We start from the raw sequence: 19,555 nt of genomic DNA on the forward strand, positions 1-19,555 counted from the left end.
ACGACGGGCGCGGCGAGGGCCCCCGGGACGCGCAGCCTGCCGTGGGGGCGCAGCCACCGCGCCACCCGACATGGCCGGACTCGGGCGCATGCCGGCCCCCTGACCTCAGCCAGGGCATCGCATAGTGGTCCACGAGCCGAGTCCGGCTCTGGCGGCGGTACCGAGCTGGTCGCGGCCGGTGGAGATCCGCGTGGCACCTCCGCCGGTGGACACAGGCAGCCCCGGGTCGGACGGCTGTGCGCCGGAGCGGGAGCCCGGCAGTGGCCACGCGTGCAGGCGGGCGCCCTTCGATGTCGAGCCGTCCAGGTCCACCGACGTCTGTTGGACGAGGCGGCCGTACACCCCGTCCCGCCGGAACAGAACCCCTTCGACGACATGACAGCTCCGGCACCGCTGGTGACCCGTGAGGCAGAGTAGGGGCATGTCTACGTACGAGACGATGTCGTTCCACCTGGAGACCGAGCGGCTGATACTGCGGCCGTGGGCCGAGTCGGACGCCGCAGAGTTCCGCGCCCTCCTCTCCGAACGCGGCAACGGGACGCCCACGGTTGAGCACACCCGGACAGCCATCGCGAAGCTGCTCACCGCAACGGCGACAACGGGGATCGCCCTACTGCCCATCCAGCGCCGTGACGAAGGCGACTTCATCGGCTATTGCGGGTTGATCATCGGCCGCTCCACCGTAGAGGAGCCTGAAATCGCCTATGAGTTGTTCCAGCGCGCGCATGGGCGTGGCTACGCCACCGAGGCGGCCGGCGCGGTGCTCGATGCCGCTATTGCGACCGGGCGGAAACGGCTCTGGTCGACCGTCGGCGCGTGGAACACACCGTCGTTCCGTGTCCTTGAAAAGCTCGGGTTCGAGCGTGATCACATTTCCACGGACGACAGCGGTGAAGTGGTATGGCTCACACGCTCGTTGCCGTGACGCGGGGTCGCGCCCCTGGGGCTTCCTGCTCACGTGATCGAGTGTGCTCAGGCAGAGCGGGCGGATTGACGGCAGTGGGGCTGGCTCGGGATCGGGCTTGGTGGCGGCGACGCCAGTGGGGCCAGCTGAGCCGTGGGCCGTGTCGTGGATGCGTTCGGCGGCGAGGGCGATGAACAGGCCGGCGATCTCGTTGCAGGTGAGCGGGATCCACGTGTCCGGGGCAGGACGGTGGGTGTCTTCGTCGGCGCGGAGCACGGCCGGGAAGGCTTGAGCAAGCATGGCCAGGGCGACCCAGCGGGTCCAGGAGGTGTAGCGGCGGACCTGGTGTCCGTCGAGGCAGGCCAGGCCCTTGGCGGCCCGGGCATCTCCTCGATGCGCCACCTTGATCCAGCGACCCGTACCAGCGAAGTCAGCGGCACGGCTGAGGCGAGTAGCAGCGGTAGTAGGCGAGTTCGCCAGTGGTTGCGGCGGATCGGCAGGTGGCGGTGGCCAGCTCTGGGGTCGAGCAGGGCGATGTGAGCCCAGTCGTAAAAGCGTGCCCTTTGGCTCCGTTTCTGGCGGGACAGCCTCTGCCAGGCGGGCTTGGGGTGCTTCTTGGCCAGGACGTCCGCGCGGAACTTTCCTGCGTGGGGGTGACTTCTTGGGTGCGGGCCACCGCGAGGACGTAGCTGGTGCCGCGTTCCTCCAGGACGGTGCGCAGTTTCGGGTGCCGCCGTAGACCCCATCGCCGGCCACCCATCGTGCACGGTGGCCGGTGGCCAGGAACCGGGCGATCATGCGGGCGGCTGCAGGCAAGTGTCATTCCGTCGGCGTGCCGATCCGGAGCCGGTTGCCGTCGGGGTCGCGCAGCTCAATCTCACGCGCCCACGGAGCCTCCTTCGCCTGCACACCGAACTCGGAGGCGATGGCCTCGACATCACGCATGCGGAGGTAGACCAACGTGTCGGGGCGGGCGTCGCCCTTGTGCTCCGACAAGAACAACCGCACCCCGCCCCGGGCGACCTCGACGAACGCGGGAAGTCCCGGTTCGAAGCGGTGTTCCCACTGCTTGGCGAAGCCCAGTCGCCCGTACCACGCGACCGCCGCCGCAGTGTCCTCGACGCGAAGAATGGGAATGACTTCCTCGTCCATGGAGCCATCGTCGCAGACCGCCCAGGGCGAACGTTGCCTGAGATGGGAAGACCAACCTCCAACGGAAGGTGTTGGTCATGCGGGTGTTCGTGGCAGGCGGGACCGGGGTTCTGCGGCGGCGGCTGGTGCCGCCGCAGTTCGTGGCCCGGGTCACCAGGTGACTCACGCAGAACACCGTTGCAGTACTAGCCTGTGACCTGCCGCCGGAGCATGACGCCCCGGCGCCAGGCCACAGGGGTGCGGGGGACGAACGTGAGCAGGAGCAGGGACGGAGCCGTGTGGGCGGCTGCCGCAGGGGTCGCGGCGCTCGCGGGCACCCTCGCCGTCGGCGGGGTCGTCCTGGCTTCGGCCGAGGAGGGCAGCGGGGACGGCTGGGTCCGGGAGCCCGCGGGCGTGAAGGCCCCGGGCCGCCCCGGAGGAGACCCCTCGCGCGGCACGGTCGCGGCGGAACTCGCCGCCGCCGCCAGCGCCGCCGGGCTCACCCCGGGCGCCGCGTCCCCCACCGAGGAAGGGGAGCTCGCCGACTGCATCGCGGACTGGACGGGCGACGGCCCCGCCGACAACGGTCGGCTGGCGGCCCTCGAAACCGCCCTGGAGGAACGCGGCTGGCAGGTCACGGCCCGCCACGGCGAGCCCGTTCCGGCGGTGGCGCTGACCAGCGGCTCCTGGCGCCTGGAGTTCACCAACGGCGGCATCCTCGACAACCTCTCGCTGGTGGCCACCCGCTCCGGCCGGACCTGCGACGAGGCCTTCCGCCGCGCCGAAGCGACCCGAGAGCCGCGGGGCTAGTACTGCAACGGTCCTTGGTCTGATGGGTGGGCTGTGTCCGGTGGTGCGTGGCCGCGTCTGTTCTCGCGCTCCAACGGGGCTATCAGCCCATGCTCGACACAACGCGCCGAGCCAATCCCCAAACCGTCACGACAAAGACCGTTGCCGTACTGGTTCCGGGCCGGCACCGGAGTCGGCGACCCCGCCCCGGTGCGGGCGCATCGGAGGTCGGGTCGCCGGGATGTCCGGTGGGTCGTCAGGCGCGGCAGCGCAGCATTTCCAGCGGGGGGTTGGCGTAGAGGTCCGCCCAGTGGTCCGCGCCGAACTCGCGTACGCCGGCCTCGGACACCTCCACCGGGACCCAGGTCAGCTCACTGAATCCGGCCGCCTTCAGGCAGTCCTCGTAGACCTCGCGGCGCGGACGGTTGGCGATGAACGAGACGGGCGGGTCGAGCAGCGCCGTGGTCCGGACCTGTGGTCCGGTCTCGACCTCCTCGCCGGTGAGCTCGCTGCGGAAGCCGTACTTCTCCGGGGACGGCCCGTCGAAGCGGAAGTCGGGCGACTGGTTGAGCACGAACAGCTCGGCGCCGGGCTTCAGGCTCTGGTGGATGTTGCGGCACATCAGCTCAGTGGTGGCGATGTCCGGTGCGTAGTTGAGCAGCTGGACCGCCAGGCCCACGTCGAAGGGCTGCTCGAAGGTCCGCAGCGCGGACACGTCGCCGACCTCGTAGCGCACGCCCAGCGGGTCGTGCTCCTCCAGCTTCTGCGCCACGGCGACCATCTCGCCGGAGATGTCGATTCCGAGCACGTCCGTGGCGCCGCGTCGCTTGAACTCCCGGCTGTAGAAGCCGGTGCCGGAGGCCAGGTCGAGGACCGACTTGCCGCTCACGTCCCCGACCAGGGCCAGGAAACCGGGCACCACCGCGTACTGCTCCAGCGGCAGGGCCTTGAACCCCTCGTACGCCTCACCGATCTCGTCGTACTGCTGCTGCGCACTCATCGTGCCGTCCTCCCCGTCTGTTTCACCATGCCGACGGCCCCGGCCGCCCGCGATCGGGGCGGGCCGCGGCCTCTGGCTGGCAGTCTCTCCCAACCTGGGAGGCCGTCAGGCTTAGCGGAAACCACAAAAATATGGACACCGTCCCGGGCTCCCGCACCAAGCGAGCTGAGGCCCAACGGGCGACGCCAACCGGACGTACAGCGCCCGGTGCGGTGTATTGCGCGTGAACACGCACTATCGCAATGTCTAATCCACCGACAACACCGCGACGTCCGCGACCGATGGGAACAACAGCACCTTCAGCCGCAGCACGACCTCTTCCACGGCCCAGAACTGTCAGCCATGAGACACCCGTCGCTGGTCGTTTTCGGGCAACCAGCTGACCCCATCGTGAAGTTCAACGCTCTGCGCACGAACGCGGTGGTCTTCCATAGCGCCCTGGACATCGCGGAGTTCGTGCGCGGGCTCCAGGAAGAGGGCCACGAAACCCATCACGCCAGGAGGGCGCGCCAGCGGTCGGCCGACTCCATCATGTCCTCGATGACCCGCTCCAGGAACGTCCCTCCCTTGGCGAGCCGCTGCCCCACGGGCGTGTCCAGCCCGAGCGTCTCGGCCGCCGCCATCGCGGCCTGCGCCGACTCCAGGGTACGCCGCGAGCTGATCACGATCGAGTGGTACCAGGCGTCGTCGTCGACCACGTAGATGTCGCGACGCCGCTGGGGATCGCGCTCGCGCCGGACATACCCCTGCTGGACCAGGTAGTTCACGGCCACGGAGACGGAGGCCGGGCTGACCTTCAGCCTGCGGGTCAACTCGCCTGCGGTACGCCTGCCGTCCTCGGACAGCAACAGGTCGACGTGCACGCGCGCCGTTATCCTCGGCAGGCCCGACCTGACCGCCAGCTCGATGATGTCCTCCTCCGCCGTGCCGCTCGGCGCTGTGGCCGCGCGTGGAGGTGCCGGTGTGCCGCGCCTCGCCCGCTGGGCCGTCGCCTGGTGCGCCTGTTGGGGCCGGTAGCCGCCAGGGCCGCCATTGCGTCCCACCTCCCGGCTGATCGTCGAGGTCGGCCGGTCGAGCCGCCTGGCGATCTCAGCGTAGGAGAGCCCGCCGGCGAGTCCGGCCGCGATGCGCTGGCGCTCCTGCTGGGTCAACCGTCCTCCTGGCATGCCGCCAGTATTGCCTTCGCCGCCATTCATTGCAACGCAACATTGCATTCACCCTCAGCGTCATTGCATCAATTTACCGCCATTCACCTGGGCAAACGCCTTTCGAGCAATTTACGGCATTCTGAACGCAACGTAGCTTTCGACATACGCCAAACACGTAATATCGCGAGATGAGGAATGGCCATGAGTGAATCCCTCCACACCGTCACCACGCTGCCGACGGAGCGTCAGCCCGGCTGCCCCTTCGACCCGCCGGCAGAGCTGATCGACGCCCGCCGGCACGGCCCCATCAGCCGCTACACCCACCCCGGCGGAAAACCTGGCTGGCTGATCACCGGGTACGACCTGGTCAGGTCGGTCCTGGCCGACTCGCGGTTCAGCTCGCGCAAGGAGCTCCTGAACGTGGTCGACTTCGAGATCCCTCCGGCGCCGCCCGGCGAGTTCCTCCTCATGGACGACCCACAGCACGGGCGCTACCGGAAACCGCTGGTGGGCAAGTTCACCGCACGGCGGATGCGGCTGCTCACCGAGCGCATCGAGCAGATCACCACCGACTGCCTGGACGCCATGGAGAAGGCCGGGCCGCCGGCGGACCTCGTGACCGCGTTCGCCAAGCCCATCCCCACCATCGTCATCTGTGAGCTGCTGGGGGTGCCCTACCAGGACCGGGACTCCTTCCAGGAACAGATCGACAAGTTCATGAACGGGGAGACGAGCGACGAAGACCTGATAGCGGCCTACACCGCGACCCAGAACTATCTCGCACAGCTCGTGGCCGCCAAGCGCGCGAACCCCACCGACGACGTGCTCAGCGAACTCACCGACAGCGACCTGACCGATGAGGAGCTACAGGGGATCAGCCTGATCCTGCTGGCGGCCGGATTCGACACCCCCGCGAACATGCTGGCCCTTGGGGCCTTCGCGCTGCTGCAGAACCCGGAGCAACTGGCTGCGCTGCGCGCCGATCCCGCGCTCACCGACCAGGCCGTGGAGGAGCTGCTGCGGTATCTGAGCGTCGCCAAGTCGTTCATGAGGACGGCCCTGGTGGACGTCGAGGTGGGCGGCCAGACCATCGAGGCCGGCACGACGGTCGTCCTGTCGTACAACACCGCCAACCGCGACCCCGAGCGCTTCGCCGATCCCCACGTGCTCAACCTCCGGAGGGAGTCCGGCGGGCACCTGGCCTTCGGCCACGGCATCCACCTGTGTCTGGGTCAGCAGCTGGCCCGTGTCGAGATGCGGGTCGCCTTCTCCGCGCTGCTCAACCGCTTCCCCACGCTGCGCCTGGCCGTACCGGCTGAAGAAATTGGCCTGCGCCCGGAGACGGCGGACATCTACGGGGTGAAGAGCCTCCCGGTCACCTGGGACGTGTGACCGCGAGCCGGTGACGGGTGAGGTGGCGTACGGTCGCCCGCCAGCGTTGTGGTTGCTCGCCTGCGGTGATCGCACCCGCGTCCCTCGCCTCCAGCGGCCCGGACCCGGTCAACGGCCGGGCCTGGCCGTCCGGCCAGATGGCAGTCCGCGCAGAGACCGCCGCGGCCGTCGCCATCCCGGCCAGCGGCGCCGCCCCCGGCACGGTCAGCCGCACCACCGTCATCCCGAGCGGCCCGGCCCCACCATCCCCCCACCTTCGCCGGCAACACCCTGTCCCCATCCGGGACGAGAGCAGCCAGCGCGGTGAGCGGAGAGCGGCGGGCCGGCCCCACCGCTCCGCCGGGGCGCGTGCCTTCAACCGACCCGGCCAGGCCAGGCCAGGCCAGGCCACGGTGTTCAGGGTCCGGTACCGTGCCAGCCGACGCACCACCGGAACGCACGACCTGGGAATCCCGCACTGTCCCTGGCCGTAATGCGCCGGATGGTCGACCTGATGGAGGAGCGAGCGGAATCGGCTACATCCACTCGCTGAACGCAGCCACCCCATCATCGCCTCCATCTCCCCTTCCGAGCCGCGAGACTTGGGGGGGCGCGGTACGACCAGACTGCCATCTCCTACGAAGGGGAGTCACCCTCGCATCGCTCCCTCTGGACGCGATCACTGTGACAACGAGCCCGAAGCCGTCGACACGGAACCGGCCGCCCAGGTGTACTCGAGCTCGGGCAGCTCAAAGCCCTGCTCGAACCGGCAGAGGCGCTCGTCAGTACGGACAGCACCGTGTCGCTCGTAGAAGCCAATGGCACGCGTGTTGGCGCGCAATACCTCCAGATAGACATCCCGTCCGGGATGCTCGGCGGCAGCCCACGCAAGAGCGTGCCGTAGTAGTCGGCCTCCGATTCCGGAACCAGTGCAGCCCGGCCGGGCATGCAGATTGTCCAGGAGGAGGCGGCCGTCGGGGCGCGGAACGAGGTACACGAAACCGTCCATCTCGCCTCCGTCCACGGCCACAAACAGTCCTGCAGCCAACTGCGGTTCGAGCAGCCGCCCATGCCATAGCGCCAGCCGGTCCTCGAACACGGGGCCGCCCAAGAAACCGCTCGGCATGATTCCCACATACGCCGTACGCCAACTCTCCGCGTGAAGCGCCGCGATCCGCTCCACATCGCCCCGCACACCCGTTCTGATCTCCATACCGACGAGCCTCGCGTATGACCCTGGGCGTTGTCACATCCCTACCCCTCAACCGGCGATGAGAGATCACTCTGAAGACGGTGGTAAGGAGGAATCAACTCCTGGTGGGCCGACACGGGCGGCGGCCGGCGGCTACGTTGCCGCCCGTTCCGCCACAGCCATGACGGAGAATCGCGCAGACCCGTTTAGCGGTGATCTGCGCGCACCAGTCCAGGAACCGGCCGTCCCGCCGCGTCCAGGGCGACTGACTGCCCGGCAGCGCAGGCGTACGGCACTCCGGCCGGAACAAGCGAGGAGCTTCCCGCCCGGGCGCTGTCCCTTGATCGACAACAGAAGGTGGTCGTGGAGCAGGGGCATCCCGGCCCGTGATTCGTGGTGGCGGAAGCGGGCGGCGACCAGACCGCCGGGCGGCCGGACACGGTGGATGCCGTCTTTGCCGGACCGGATCAGATCACCGCGAGGTGGTCCTCGATCCACTCCAGCAGGCGCTCGATCGCGCGCTCGTGCGCGGCCTCGATCGTCAGCCGGGTCTCCTCATCCCCCAGGGCCCACAGGAGGTAGATCGTGGGCTGCGGCCGGAAGACGAAGTCTAAGCCGGTGACTATCACCCGCCGTCCCAGCGCCCCGGCCCGCCGCGCCAGCTTCGGTGAGTCACCCGCGGCGAGCCGGTCGGCCTCGATCCGCTCCGCGTACGGGTGCCGGCCCCCCTCCCCGAACACGTTCCGCAGCTGCTCCTCGGTCACCTCTTCCCCCGCCACCGGTCCAAGGGCCCCCCGAGTCCGCGGTCCATCCAACGCCCGGCCGGGACACCGGCCTCCTCCTGGGCCTTCTTCAGCGGCATCCGGGCCGGGCGGCGGCCGTCACCGACCACAACCTCGCGCATGTAGTACCCGTCCATCTGCCCGGCATTAACGATCTCCGCGTCCATCATGCAGATCACGCCACACGGCCCTGACCTGCAAGAAAAGGGGCGGTCGGAGATATTGGCACCGGTGACCCGAGGTGACCGCACACGCCCTTCCGTACCCCGCCCTCCGGCACCGCGCCGGGGGGCTTCGTGCTTCCTGGAAGAGACTTCGTGCCGACCTCCGAACCGGCCGCCCCTTCCGGCCGGGCTTGCGCACCGTTCCTACCAGGGGCTTCTCGCGTACCTGATGCCAGGTCAAGTCCGTCTGATGTCCGTGGGCAGAAAGATCTCGGATCTGTCGGACGGGCGGCATACTCTGATCCTCGTCCGCACGATCTGGGAGAGTCATGACAAGTAGGTTCACCGAGTTGACCGTTGACTGCCACGACCCGGAGAGGCTCGCGGCCTTCTGGTGCGAGGTCCTGGACTTCAAGGTGATCGACCGCAGCGGGGGCAAGGTCGAGATCGGCTCCTGGGTACCGACCGTCGAGGACGTTCGGGCCCGCCAGATGCCACCCACCCTGCAGTTCATCCGCGTACCCGAGGGCAAGACCGTCAAGAACCGGCTTCACCTCGACGTCAGCCCGATCGACGGCAGCACCGAGGATGAGGTGACCAGATTGCTCGACCTCGGCGCCACCACGACGGATGTAGGCCAGGGCTCAGACCGAAACTGGGTGGTCATGGCCGACCCCGAGGGCAACGAGTTCGACGTCCTACGCACCCTGGCACCGCAGAACTAGGCCACGAGCGGGCACCCGCATCCCGTCTCACACCGGAACCATCACGTTGCCGAGGAGACCTCACACCTCACTGGACCCTCCATGGCCTGCCCGTCGCCTTCGCCCTGACCGGGGCCGAGGCTGACGAGCGCGAGACCCCTGCTGGACCTCTTCTCCGCCGAACCCGGCCTCCTCGCCGCACGTCCTGCCCAGACACTGATCTGCGACAAGAACTACTTCGGCCCAGGCTTCGAACACGAGCTGGGGAGCAGGGTATCCACCTACTGCGGCCGGCCCGTAAGGGTGAGCCGGAACGGCCCGGCGCGCCCCTGTTCAGGCCGTTGCGACCGGTCATTGAGGCGGTCAACGAGACCGTGACGTGCCCGAGAGATGCTCACCGTAGTAGGAGGACCCGACCCAGACCTCCGGGAGGATGAGCGCTCCGGGAACCGGGCCGCTCTCATAAGTGCTCTGGAAGTACGTACGGAACGACACCCCGCTCGTAAGGTGGGTGAGGAGACGGCCCTCGGCGTGCGTCAGGGAACTGACTTCGGTCCGGAAGAACGGAACGCTCGTGTCGTCCGCCTTCAGGTACCCGTAGTCCTGAATGACCGCCGGCGTGGTCCCTCCCAGTGTGTTGAAGGTCTGAGGCGCTCGCACGTGCGGGCCGACGCACTCCCACACCAGTCCGTCGAACTCGGGGACCGTCTGCCCGGGCGTGGTCGGCCATGCGGGTGGGGCCTCGGCAGGGGTCCGCCATTTGCCGTAGGTGCGTCCGGCGCTGACGGCTCGGTACTTGTGGCCGTTCCCCGGGGCATGCACCTCGTCCTTGTCGATGCGGATGCCGTAACCCGAGCCCGTTCCCGGATAGTTGCGCACCGAGGAGAAGCAGTTCAAGACGCGAAGGCTGGAGGGCCCCTGCTGATGGGCATGAAGCCCCAGTAGACCGAGTCCGGAGTGATGCTCGAAAGGTCCCCTCACCACGCCCCCGGCGCGTCATCATCAACGGGCGAGATTCCACTTCCGCAACAGACCTTGGAGGGGCAGATGGGGCGGTGGCCAGCCAGCGTCCCAGTGCCAGGCCGCCCACGCCTCGGCGTCCGTGAACGCGCCAGTTCGGTCGGCGAGCATCGCGAGCACCTGACCGCGGGCGTTCCCCCTTGCTGGTGCTCGGTGTCGGTGACGATGCCCAGCCGTCGAACATGGGCGTACTCGTCGAGGTCCTTCCGCTGCCAGCTGGTGAGGACGTCTCCGTCCGCAGCATGCGGTCGCCGTCGGCTCGGGCCTTCGCGTACAGCGACGGCCACCTCCGCGCCTGGCGCGGGCGGTTACGAGCGCCGTGTCGGTGTCGTCGATGACGCGTAGCGCCTGCTCGCTCCACACCCGGCTGCTGCGGTGCATGTCCCGCGGTACGACCGTCTCCCCCACCGTGAACCGTCGCACGAGGTCTCCTTCGCTTAAGGGCGACCGAGGGTAGGCGTCATCCCAGGCGACGTGCAGTTGGGCGGCTCGGGCCACCGGTAGAGCTCTCTTGCACGTCGACTTAAGGCGCACGGTGACGAATGCGGCGGCAACGACGGAGATCACGGAAGCTGGAACTGAAAAGGGACAGCCGCGACCGCCATTTGGCCGCTCGACGCGCCCACCCGCAGGCGACACGCGCGCCGCGTCCGACGCGCACAGGTAGCAGGACCAGCAGTATCTCGCAGAGGCGCGAAAGCCCTCGTCTAGCTGAGGAAGTCGCTATGCCATCGATTGCCGTGAACGGGACAGACCTCTACTACGAGCTTCGGGGCAATGGCCCACCGGTGCTGTTCATCTCCGGCGCGACCGGCGATGCCGGACACTTCGACCGGGTCGCGGACTTGCTCGCCGACGAATTCACCGTGGTCACCTACGACCGGCGCGGCAACTCCCGCAGCCCCCGCCCCGGCGGGTGGGAGGCCACCTCCGTACCTGAACAGGCCGACGACGCCGCGGCACTTCTCACCGCGCTCGCGCTCGCTCCCGCCGCCGTGTTCGGCAACAGCTACGGGGCGATCACCGCCCTCGACCTGCTCATCCGCCACCCCGGCGTCGTCCGCGGCGCCCTCCTGCACGAGATCACGCTCTTCTCAGTCCTGGCGAATCCGGGCGAGGCCCAGGCCCCCGTGAGGTCGGTCGTCGAAGCGGGGATGGCCGCCGGGGGGCCTCAGACAGCCGTAGAACACTTCATCCGATTCGCTGCCGGCGACGACACCTGGGATCGCCTGGACCCGGACCTACGCCACAGGATGACCTCGAACGGGGAGACCCTTTTCGGCGTCGAGATGGGGACCTTCGAGTCCTACCGCCCTGACGACGCGACACTCACCGGCATCACCACCCCTGTCCAGGTCTTGGTCGGCCAGGAATCACCGGACTACTTCCACGAAGCCGCCGCCTGGCTCGCCGCCCGACTCGGGGTCGAGGTAGTGCAGACCCCGGACGCCCACACGCCGCAGTGGGATCACCCCGAGGAACTCGTCCGCACCATCAGGCCATTCCTGCGCGCACCCTCGTAGCTGCCGGTCGCAGAGCCCGGACAGGCGAAACGGACTGGCGATCGCGTTCAGGCTCGCTGAGATCCCCGCACCCGCCCTCGTCCTCCCGCCTTTGGAGCACGCCGGCCATCCGGCCGCCGTCACACAGAGAAATCGGAGGTTACCGAGAAGGGCTCATTGTGCCGGATGCACGGCCGGGGCGCCCGGGAGTCCTCCGTCAGCCCGTGATCTGGGTGCAGCCCCGCGGAAGGGTGATGGTGCACCTGGCACGGTGGGCTCGGCGGCGCTGAAATGCCGGCCACGGCCGACGCCACCTATCACTTACCATTGACGGCTGCTGATCAAATCGTGCCACTTGGCGCCCTTCGTGTATTCGTTCACCTTGGCCTGATAGTGGGAGAAGGTGAACGTTCCAGGGTGATTGCTCTTGTGTGGGAGCCAGGCGATCTCGCCGGTGGTCTTGTGGCTGTCGAATTTATAGCCGCATGCCACAAGGCCGATCAATTCCCGCGAGAATACGGTGAAGCCGGGGCGGAAACGCCTACCCGACTTGAACCAATCCGGGCGTACTGTTCTGTAGATGTTTTCCTTGCTTCGTGGGGAGGCGAGGAAGAACTGCGCGATGTAATGGATGCCGCCGAGCAGCCATGCATCATTTACCAAAATTGACCATTGTCCTGAATCCAGGATTTCTCCCCGGCCGCTCTCCTTGGTGGCCTCGCTCATTGTTTCAAAGTTTTTGATCATCGCGGTGTCGATACCTGCGATTTTTTCTGTGGCCACGACGTGGTCCATGTCCAGCCTGTTGCCGACGATCAGCCCTGCGTCTTTTTTCGTTTCGACAGCCCATTGCGCGGCCTTGTACACGTCGAAAGCTACCTCCAGCCCTTCGGGCGAGAAAGCTTGCTGCACTCCTTCATGATCCTGTTCACTGGCTGCCCGCAGGTACGCGGGGCGGGCTTCTTCTGCGGCATCCCTGAACTCACGTCGCGTTTCGAACATTTCTGGTCACCTCTGGTTTCTGCATAGGGGAACAGTGAAAGGCGTTTGGCACCACAACCGTGACTATGGCGAGTCGGTGCGCAATCGCCATATCAGGGGCAAGAAGCCACCCCTTCGGAGACCGACGAAGCGTTTCCTCCTGCGGCAAATGTCGTAACGCCCGACAAGGCGTCCAGAGGGCGCACCAGGCCGGCACACGGGACCGTGCCCCCCGTTGCCGGGCGGCAAGGGCGCAGGGGCGGGCCGGCCGGCCCGGCGTCTGATGTCTTGACAGGGGCAGACAGCCGCCGAGGGCTCGGAGCTGGTCGGACCGGATGACGGGGAAACGGGTGCGCGAACCAGTGACGGCCTGTCTCGGCCTGGCACACCTGATGCGCCGGGGGCCACCTCAACCGGGCCGTTGGGCCGGGGTCTACGGAAGGCCGCAGGCACCCTGAGTCAGGTTTCGGTGAGCATCTTGCGCAGCGGCAGTGCGGCGGCGGCGAACTCCGCCAGTGCCGGCATGGCGATGGTATGCGGGGCGAGGCGCATGTCCAGTTGGGCGAATAGCGGGTCTAGGGCGCTCGGTTGGAGGCGGGGACCGCCGGCGCAGTAGTGGTAGGTGGCCTGGGTGAGGGCGCCCAGTGCTTCGTCCAGGGAAGCAGTCGCGACGGGCGGCAGCGACTTTCGCAGGCAATGAGCGGTGAGACGTACGCCCAGCAGCAAACTCCATGCCTGCACGGCCTGCTGCGTGCCCGGGGGGTGGTCGGTGAAGTCCCAGGGGGTGTCGCTGCTGGCCGCGCCCAGACTCATCGCCAGAAGGGCCGGCAACGCCGGCTCCTGGGACTGGGGTAGCTGCGCCAGGCGTACGGTCACGGCGACGGTGGCCTGCTCGGGCGGGGCGAAGACGAAGTCAAGCGGCTGGCCGGGGGCCGGCGGCCGGGGAACGTTCAGGTACAGGGTGAGTTCGGCGCGCTCGACCGTGAGACAGGGCAGGTCCATCAGTTCCAGCAATGAGGCGTGTGCGTGCCGCTGCGAGGGCAGCACCGCATCGCCGGTCGCCGCGGCGACCGGCCGCTCCACACTCACCCGCTCGACGCAGGGCACCGGGTAGCCCTCGGCGTCGGTGCGCAGCGCCTCGCGGTCGATGGCGGCCAGGGAGCTCGACAGGGCTTCCACTTGTCCTGCAAGCACCTCCTGGCCCACAGTCTGAAGCAGCTGCGCCATCGGCATCGCGGTCACCGCTGAGCCTCATCGATGGCAAGCGAAGTGGGCGGTTGCGGACTGCTGACCCGGAACTGCAGCAGCTGCCAGTATTGGCCGGGTGCGATGAGCTCCCAGAGGTCCTTCGCGGCGTCGTTCCAAGCGTCGATGTGCGCGCCGACGTCCTGCTCGTTGGGCGTGTTCCGGGCGGTCCACGTCGCATTGGCCAGGTGGGCGTTGAACTGCTGCAAGTGCCCCTGGATCGCAGTTTCGGCGTCAGCGGTACCGAAGGCGTCTTTGGCTGCTTGCGCCTCCAGCAGCGCTCCTCTCAGGTCAGGGGCGCCCTCCACCCCGGCCAGGGTCTGGCAGAGAGTGTCCAGCAGCTCCAGGCTCTCGCTCGCCGATCTTTCGTCCTCGGGGCTGACTCGGTGGCCCGGGAGGAAGTTGTACGGCACCCCATCAGGAGCCAGGGCTTTCCACAGGTCCCTCGCAGCGTGGGCCAGCTCGTCCTGCGCCACGGACAGCTCCGTCCTGCCTGGAACCTTGTCCCATTGCTGTTGGAGCGCCCGGGCCATCGTGTTGTAGGTCGTCAGTTGCTCGGCGGCCAGAGCGCGCAGCCCGCGGCTGTAGGCGGTCTCGGCCTCTGCTGCCACCCCGCTCAAGTACCAGAGCTCCCTCCCGATGGAGTTGAGTGACATACGGGTGAGGAGATGCACCTGTTCGGCGGCGTCCTCGAACCGCTTCCTCAGAACCTTCACGGGCGGCGGGCCGAATTCCAGTGGCGCTGCCGCGGGGAGCAGCGACTTCCAGACCTGTGCGGCGGCGTCGAGGAAGGTGCGCCGGAGCTCGGCGAGAGTACGGGCCCCGGCGTACGACTCGCTCTCTTCTTCCTGGCGGGTCACCCATCTGATGTTCCGCGCGTGGTAGTCCCAGGATGTCAACTGTTGGGCGATGGTGTCGGGGTTGCCGTCGCGGTAGGCGTCCACGGCGTCGGTCACCGTCTGCCGCAGCATCCACAGCCATGGCAGACACTTGTACCGCGCCTGCCACGTGGGGCTGTTCTCGACGGTGGCGAGCAGGTCCCCGGCTGCCTTCTTGAACGCGTCCAGATGCCTGATCGCGTCGTTCCAGTGGTGATCGTGCTCACTGACGGCGCTCTCCAGCAAATCCGACAGGCGACCGGTGCCCAGCAACGGGCGGTGCTTGAGGACGGAGCGGATCTTCAGGGTGGCGTCGCGAGAGCTCGAGGCGACACGGCCCGCGATCGCGGCAGGCGGCGTGCGCACTTGGCCGGTCCCGCCGGGCAGCCCGACGGCGGCCGGTGCCGGCGGTGCGCCCGGCGCCGGGCCGCTCTGTTGACGGATCGCGATGTCCATGTCGATCTCGGCGGTGTCGATGCTCATCATCGGCGGGTTGATCATCGTCAACAGCGGGACGGTGGCATGGACCGTACGCGCCACCATCCCCGCGCCGTTCTCGGCGGCCTCGGACCGCTGGTAGCTGAAGCGGAACGGCATCGCGTTGCCGTCCTCGTCGAACCCCAGACGGCGCACCAGCTCCACCGACTCCCGGGCCGCCATCGCCTGCCCCTCAACCACCGCGTGGTACGCCGCGCCCAGCAGGTACCCCACTTGGATGTCCTGCTGGCCACCAGCCGTATCCCCGCCCGACTCGGGCACTGCCCGCGTGCTCACTGGCACTCGTCCCCGGCGACCGAGACGACCCGGCTGCGGCCGTCGATCTCCACGCGTTGCACCGGATGGTCACCCACCGTGAACGACACCGTATGCCGTTGCGTGACGCCCTGCAGAGCCAGGGCATCCACCGCCACCGGCAGCCCGCCCACCTCCAGCTCCCCCTCCGCCGCCCCGGAGGCCGGGCTGGAAGCCCCCGCCAGGGCCGGCGTCGCACAGTGGATGCGGAACGTGGCATCCTCGATGACCAGCTGCGGCTGGATCCCCACCGTGCCGTTGGCCGGGCGCTGAGCCCTGCGGACGGCCAGGTCGGCCTCAGCCACCGCCTGCTCCATCTCCTCGATCAGCTGCCGCATCGTCAACTCGCCCATCGCACCCCTCACACCCCGGCGCCCACCACGCACGCGCGCACCACAGATGGGCACCGCCCTCACGGCGCACCCTGTACACGGCCACTGTGCCCCGCAACGTGATCACCGCCCGTGCACGTCACCCGTGGGCGGGCGTGTTGAATCCAGCCCCGTGGCGGGCCGGTTCGCCCCTCACCTCCGCCGCCCCAAAGGGTCTTGGACGGAGCCGACAGCCCGCCCGTCCGGTGTGAGCCACGTGCGGTCCATGCGGCGAAGAAGCATGGTGCTCACGCGAGGACTTGAGCGCTGGCCAGGACCCGGCCCTGCCGGCACGACATCTCCGCCGAGACCCGCATACCGTCCGGCAGGAACTCGCTGACCGTCCACCGGGCGTCGTAGACGAACCCGCCGTCCTGCTCACGCAGCCGCATCAGCCGCCAGGGACGCAGCACGGCCAGCGGACCGTCCTCGCCCGCCAGCCATACCCGGGTCTGCTGCGGCCCGGGCAGCATCTGCGCCGCGTCCATCCGTACCGTGACCGCGCCGCCCTGGTCACGGGCCGGCTCCCAGACGACCTGGACCCGCACCTGGAGTGCCTGCGGATCGGTGACCACGTCCAGGGCACTGCTGGATGACTCCATGCTCCGGTCAACGCGGCCGCGCCTCCTCGGTCACGCTCCCCGCCACACCAGACCAGGCACCAGAGCGCTGCGGGCGCTCGCGGCGACGGGCCACTGGGCCGCCCGGCCGCCCGGCCGCAAAGGGCAGAGGGCGTTCCCACTCTCAGCGCTATGCCGTCGACTTTTCCAGTCTCTGCGTCTCCGCTTCCAACGGCACATCCTCCGTCTTCGTCGGAGTCGTCGTTGCCGCCTTGTCCAGGAGGTCCAGAATTCGCTTCAAACCCGGCGGCATCTCTCCCTGCTCTGCCTCCACATGCACGGACAACGACGTACTGCGGGTGACCGAATCCTCCTGCGAACTCTTGTGGTCGAAGCTCGCCTTGAAGGACGCCGAGACACCCCAGAATCCCGCACTGGCCGACGACTCGACCCCCACGTCCGTCGACACCTTCTTCGTCGACACCGAATCGATCTTGACATTGAAGTCCAGCGTCACCTTCGACAGCTGCAGATACGGAATCGGCACCACCGTGAGCAACGGGACCTCCACGGCGGTTGCCGTCACCGTTACCTTGTCCGGGTCCTCAGCGTGCGTGCGGTCGTTATAGGAAAACTTCACCGACCTCAGCCGGCCCTCGCTGTCGAAGCCGACGTTCTTGATGAAGTTCACGGTTTCCTGAGCGGCCATCCCACTGGAACGGATCACCGCCTGCAACGGGCCCCCGATGATCTGCTCGAACGGAAGCGACAGCTCCGCTCCCATATCCACCGGCTTCATCGCAGCCAGCCTCTCCTCGGATTCCACTGAATCGTCGGAGTCCCCGGCGTCGTACCGGTCAGACAGGTGCGGCGCGACCGGAGCAGACGCCTCCCTCGCGCGGCGCGACGGTGCCGGCCTTACCGACTTCGCCGTTGTGTTCCGCGCGGTGGTCGTCTTCTTCGCCGTAGTCGTCTTCTTCGCCGGTCCAGCCATCACGCACTCCCGCATCCTCGAAGATCACTTAATGTCGTATTCAATATCAAACGGCACATTTCTTCCCGTAGGGCACAGCAACACGGCAACCCACACCTTCGAGACCCGCCCCCAACCCTCACCACAGCGAGGAACATCCGACAGCGACTGCCCACCCACGACCCCCGACCCGGCAGCCCGCCTCACTGAGGCCTCCGCCGCACAGCGCTAGGCGTGTTGTCCCGGGACGTCGGGGACGCACGTACTGGGCGTTGAACGGGTGAGGGCCTTCCGGGTTCGGTGTGGATTGCGACATCTGCGCCGGGTTCAGGAGGCCCTCGTCTCCCGGGAACAGGCGACCCGTCGTCAACCTGCGTACCTACGGGTGGAGGGACATCCTCGACCTCGGCGCCCTTCCCGCGGCGCGCGGCATGGAGATGCAGGCCCACCTCCACACCGCCATCGGACTAGCCTCGGCGACACCCACTGCCCATGCTGCCGTGCTGCTGGATGCAGGGGCATCCTCCGGCTCCGGCTCCGGCTCCGGCTGTTCGGTTTCGGCCAGAGCCCGGTACAGCGAGGCGGGGGAACCCGGTGTCGCCGCGAACGGCGTAGCGGGGGTGACGCGTACGGGTGGCCGGGCGTCTATCAGCCGGGAGTCGAAGACCCGGTCGGGCAGGTGCTCCAGCACCTCCTCGGGCCGGTCGAGTCTGGCCTCCCCTGCCGCGCCAGACGGGGGACCACGGCTGGAGCGCTGCGGGACTGATAGAGCTCATCGGGCTCGGGCGGTGCAGCGCACCGCACTCGCGGAGCTGGGCGTGGAGTGGGCCTGAACGCCACCGGCGCGCCGGGGGAAATGTGCGGTCCCGTACGTGGTGACCGCCGTCCCGCTGCTGGCCGACGGCCTGTCCAGTGGCGGGTGGGCGGCCGCTGTTGTCCTTCCGCCGTTGAACGGGTCGCGGGCGGTGGTGGCGGCGGTGTTGGAGATCAGTTTTGGCACGCAGGTGGTCTCGCCGCGCAGCGGCGCCCTCGGTCCGACCCGTCGGCGGGGCTGATCGAGCGCGGCATCGGCGCCGGCCAGCTGCCGGTCCGCGTCCACGCCGGGGACTGCCGGGACACAGGCAAACGCTGCGCGGTCCTGAATACCGAGGAGGCGCGCCGGGCCCTGGCCGAGGGCGTACCCGGCTGCATCCACTGCCGGCCCGACGTCGTCCTGGGAATGCTGGAGTAACCTCGGGAGCGGCATCGCGAACCGCAGCCCTGGGCCAGGCCTGGCCGTGTTCATCGGTGTGAGAACCCGACGAACAGCGGAGCGGGATCGCGTCCCTCCGCTGGACCATGTCGTCGCCGAGGCCCAGCGCATGGGCTACACCCGGCTGAGCCTCAAAACCGGCGCGGACGAGTTCCTCCTACCCGCCAGGAAGCTCTATGAGAAGTTCGGGTTGATCCACGCCGTACCGAGGCTGACCGCCGCGACCGTCCACACCGACCACGCCCCCCACCACCGGCAGCAACGATCCGCACGCCGCCCTCGTCCACCACGGCGATCACCCCCACGCACTGTCAGCGGCAGCTGAAAGGATCACCGGATGACGAACCCCGCCGCTGCCATCACCGCCTACTGGGACGGCGCCGGCCCCAACTTCGACGGCGAACCCGACCACAGCCTGCGCGCCGCGGACACCGCGCCGCCTGGGCGAACCTTCGCCGAATGCCATCAGGACACGCCACATGCGCGCAAGCAACCGGAGCCTGGCGCACATCTCCCTGGCCAGAGGCCATTTCCCGGCTTGCCGACGGACTATCCGCGTGCGGAGGGCAATCCGTCTGCACCGGCTCGGACCGCAGACGGTCGCTGAACGTGCCCGTTCGTCCTCCCCCACCCTGTCCGGAGTTCCGGCTTGAGGAGAGACCCGCTATCCGTTCCCGTCCGCCCGGCTCTCCCGGGCGCGCTCCTCGCGTGAGCGGCGGGCGATGGACTCGATGAGGGCGATGATGGGCTGTGCGGTGTCGTCCGGTACATCGGCGAGTGCGCGTGCGGCGTAGCC

21 protein-coding genes and 3 pseudogenes are annotated in these 19,555 nt (G+C 68.4%); 8 read left to right on the top strand and 16 right to left on the bottom strand.

The genetic code is table 11. From position 1 onward, the window contains the following. Positions 1-421 precede the first annotated feature (421 nt). The gene (locus tag ACWDYJ_RS33045) at positions 422-925 is read left to right on the top strand and encodes a GNAT family N-acetyltransferase (RefSeq protein ID WP_451569295.1); all 504 of its coding nucleotides are present in this window, start codon (positions 422-424) and stop codon (positions 923-925) included. Between the two features lie 79 nt (positions 926-1,004). On the opposite strand, the pseudogene ACWDYJ_RS33050 reads toward ACWDYJ_RS33045, so the two are convergent. Both ACWDYJ_RS33050 and ACWDYJ_RS33055 read right to left on the bottom strand, forming a co-directional pair. Beyond that, a pseudogene (locus ACWDYJ_RS33050) lies at positions 1,005-1,711 on the bottom strand (IS701 family transposase); the annotation flags it as partial. A 12-nt stretch (positions 1,712-1,723) separates the two neighbouring features. After that, on the bottom strand, positions 1,724-2,056 hold the full coding sequence (locus ACWDYJ_RS33055; protein ID WP_451569296.1) for a glyoxalase superfamily protein: 333 nt from the start codon (positions 2,054-2,056) through the stop codon (positions 1,724-1,726). A 252-nt stretch (positions 2,057-2,308) separates the two neighbouring features. On the opposite strand from ACWDYJ_RS33055, the gene ACWDYJ_RS33060 reads away from it, so the two are divergent. Then, complete coding sequence (locus ACWDYJ_RS33060) at positions 2,309-2,845, top strand: hypothetical protein (RefSeq protein WP_451569297.1); 537 nt, start codon at positions 2,309-2,311, stop codon at positions 2,843-2,845. Positions 2,846-3,080: 235 nt separating this feature from the next. Here the strand turns inward: ACWDYJ_RS33060 and ACWDYJ_RS33065 are convergent, their stop codons facing one another. Both ACWDYJ_RS33065 and ACWDYJ_RS33070 read right to left on the bottom strand, forming a co-directional pair. Further along, complete coding sequence (locus tag ACWDYJ_RS33065; protein ID WP_451569298.1) at positions 3,081-3,824, bottom strand: class I SAM-dependent methyltransferase; 744 nt, start codon at positions 3,822-3,824, stop codon at positions 3,081-3,083. Between the two features lie 491 nt (positions 3,825-4,315). Next, the gene (locus tag ACWDYJ_RS33070; RefSeq protein WP_451569299.1) at positions 4,316-4,990 is read right to left on the bottom strand and encodes a helix-turn-helix domain-containing protein; all 675 of its coding nucleotides are present in this window, start codon (positions 4,988-4,990) and stop codon (positions 4,316-4,318) included. A 183-nt stretch (positions 4,991-5,173) separates the two neighbouring features. Here ACWDYJ_RS33070 and ACWDYJ_RS33075 point away from each other — a divergent pair, with 183 nt between their 5' ends. After that, positions 5,174-6,364, top strand: a complete 1,191-nt coding sequence (locus tag ACWDYJ_RS33075; RefSeq protein ID WP_451569300.1) for a cytochrome P450 — start codon at positions 5,174-5,176, stop codon at positions 6,362-6,364. A 658-nt stretch (positions 6,365-7,022) separates the two neighbouring features. Here ACWDYJ_RS33075 and ACWDYJ_RS33080 read toward each other — a convergent pair. The 4 genes from ACWDYJ_RS33080 to ACWDYJ_RS33095 form a co-directional block, all read right to left on the bottom strand. Continuing rightward, positions 7,023-7,556, bottom strand: coding sequence for an N-acetyltransferase family protein (locus tag ACWDYJ_RS33080; RefSeq protein WP_451569301.1), 534 nt, complete (start codon positions 7,554-7,556; stop codon positions 7,023-7,025). 132 nt (positions 7,557-7,688) lie between these two features. Further along, complete coding sequence (locus ACWDYJ_RS33085) at positions 7,689-8,033, bottom strand: relaxase domain-containing protein (RefSeq protein WP_451569302.1); 345 nt, start codon at positions 8,031-8,033, stop codon at positions 7,689-7,691. Beyond that, the gene (locus ACWDYJ_RS33090) at positions 8,003-8,299 is read right to left on the bottom strand and encodes a relaxase domain-containing protein (RefSeq protein ID WP_451569303.1); all 297 of its coding nucleotides are present in this window, start codon (positions 8,297-8,299) and stop codon (positions 8,003-8,005) included. The genes ACWDYJ_RS33085 and ACWDYJ_RS33090 overlap by 31 nt, the downstream gene beginning before the upstream one ends. Continuing rightward, positions 8,296-8,496, bottom strand: a complete 201-nt coding sequence (locus ACWDYJ_RS33095) for a hypothetical protein (protein ID WP_451569304.1) — start codon at positions 8,494-8,496, stop codon at positions 8,296-8,298. Before ACWDYJ_RS33095 ends, ACWDYJ_RS33090 begins: the two co-directional genes overlap by 4 nt. 314 nt (positions 8,497-8,810) lie before the next feature. On the opposite strand from ACWDYJ_RS33095, the gene ACWDYJ_RS33100 reads away from it, so the two are divergent. Together ACWDYJ_RS33100 and ACWDYJ_RS33105 are read left to right on the top strand one after the other, a co-directional pair. After that, complete coding sequence (locus ACWDYJ_RS33100; RefSeq protein WP_451569305.1) at positions 8,811-9,206, top strand: VOC family protein; 396 nt, start codon at positions 8,811-8,813, stop codon at positions 9,204-9,206. A gap of 74 nt (positions 9,207-9,280) precedes the next feature. Then, a pseudogene (locus ACWDYJ_RS33105) lies at positions 9,281-9,619 on the top strand (IS982 family transposase); the annotation flags it as partial. On the opposite strand, the gene ACWDYJ_RS33110 reads toward ACWDYJ_RS33105, so the two are convergent. Beyond that, a complete protein-coding gene (locus ACWDYJ_RS33110) occupies positions 9,549-10,082 on the bottom strand; it encodes a hypothetical protein (protein ID WP_451569306.1) in 534 nt (177 codons plus the stop codon). The pseudogene ACWDYJ_RS33105 and the gene ACWDYJ_RS33110 sit on opposite strands and share 71 nt — an antisense overlap. 863 nt (positions 10,083-10,945) lie before the next feature. Between ACWDYJ_RS33110 and ACWDYJ_RS33115 the strand changes: the two genes are divergently transcribed. After that, positions 10,946-11,728 carry an alpha/beta fold hydrolase gene (locus ACWDYJ_RS33115; protein WP_451569307.1) on the top strand — a complete coding sequence of 261 codons (783 nt, stop codon included), beginning with the start codon at positions 10,946-10,948 and terminating at the stop codon, positions 11,726-11,728. A gap of 300 nt (positions 11,729-12,028) precedes the next feature. Here ACWDYJ_RS33115 and ACWDYJ_RS33120 read toward each other — a convergent pair whose 3' ends face one another. From ACWDYJ_RS33120 to ACWDYJ_RS33150, 7 genes are all read right to left on the bottom strand, one after another. After that, a complete protein-coding gene (locus tag ACWDYJ_RS33120) occupies positions 12,029-12,709 on the bottom strand; it encodes a hypothetical protein (protein ID WP_451569308.1) in 681 nt (226 codons plus the stop codon). Positions 12,710-13,147: 438 nt separating this feature from the next. Continuing rightward, a complete protein-coding gene (locus ACWDYJ_RS33125; protein WP_451569309.1) occupies positions 13,148-13,930 on the bottom strand; it encodes a hypothetical protein in 783 nt (260 codons plus the stop codon). Further along, entirely contained in the window at positions 13,927-15,585 is a 1,659-nt protein-coding gene (locus ACWDYJ_RS33130; RefSeq protein WP_451569310.1) for a DUF2589 domain-containing protein, read from the bottom strand. The genes ACWDYJ_RS33125 and ACWDYJ_RS33130 overlap by 4 nt, the downstream gene beginning before the upstream one ends. Next, a complete protein-coding gene (locus ACWDYJ_RS33135; protein WP_451569311.1) occupies positions 15,582-15,956 on the bottom strand; it encodes a hypothetical protein in 375 nt (124 codons plus the stop codon). Before ACWDYJ_RS33135 ends, ACWDYJ_RS33130 begins: the two co-directional genes overlap by 4 nt. A 266-nt stretch (positions 15,957-16,222) precedes the next feature. Then, on the bottom strand, positions 16,223-16,576 hold the full coding sequence (locus ACWDYJ_RS33140) for a hypothetical protein (protein ID WP_451569312.1): 354 nt from the start codon (positions 16,574-16,576) through the stop codon (positions 16,223-16,225). A 148-nt stretch (positions 16,577-16,724) separates the two neighbouring features. Next, entirely contained in the window at positions 16,725-17,333 is a 609-nt protein-coding gene (locus ACWDYJ_RS33145; protein ID WP_451569313.1) for a DUF2589 domain-containing protein, read from the bottom strand. A gap of 58 nt (positions 17,334-17,391) precedes the next feature. Next, complete coding sequence (locus ACWDYJ_RS33150) at positions 17,392-17,556, bottom strand: hypothetical protein (protein ID WP_451569314.1); 165 nt, start codon at positions 17,554-17,556, stop codon at positions 17,392-17,394. An 807-nt stretch (positions 17,557-18,363) separates the two neighbouring features. Between ACWDYJ_RS33150 and ACWDYJ_RS33155 the strand changes: the two genes are divergently transcribed. Both ACWDYJ_RS33155 and ACWDYJ_RS33160 read left to right on the top strand, forming a co-directional pair. Continuing rightward, positions 18,364-18,738, top strand: a complete 375-nt coding sequence (locus tag ACWDYJ_RS33155) for a DUF6233 domain-containing protein (protein ID WP_451569315.1) — start codon at positions 18,364-18,366, stop codon at positions 18,736-18,738. A gap of 211 nt (positions 18,739-18,949) precedes the next feature. Beyond that, positions 18,950-19,100 (top strand): annotated as a pseudogene (locus ACWDYJ_RS33160) (cation diffusion facilitator family transporter); the annotation flags it as partial. Positions 19,101-19,555: the final 455 nt, after the last annotated feature.

The sequence above is a fragment of the Streptomyces sp. NPDC003042 genome (assembly GCF_053591315.1).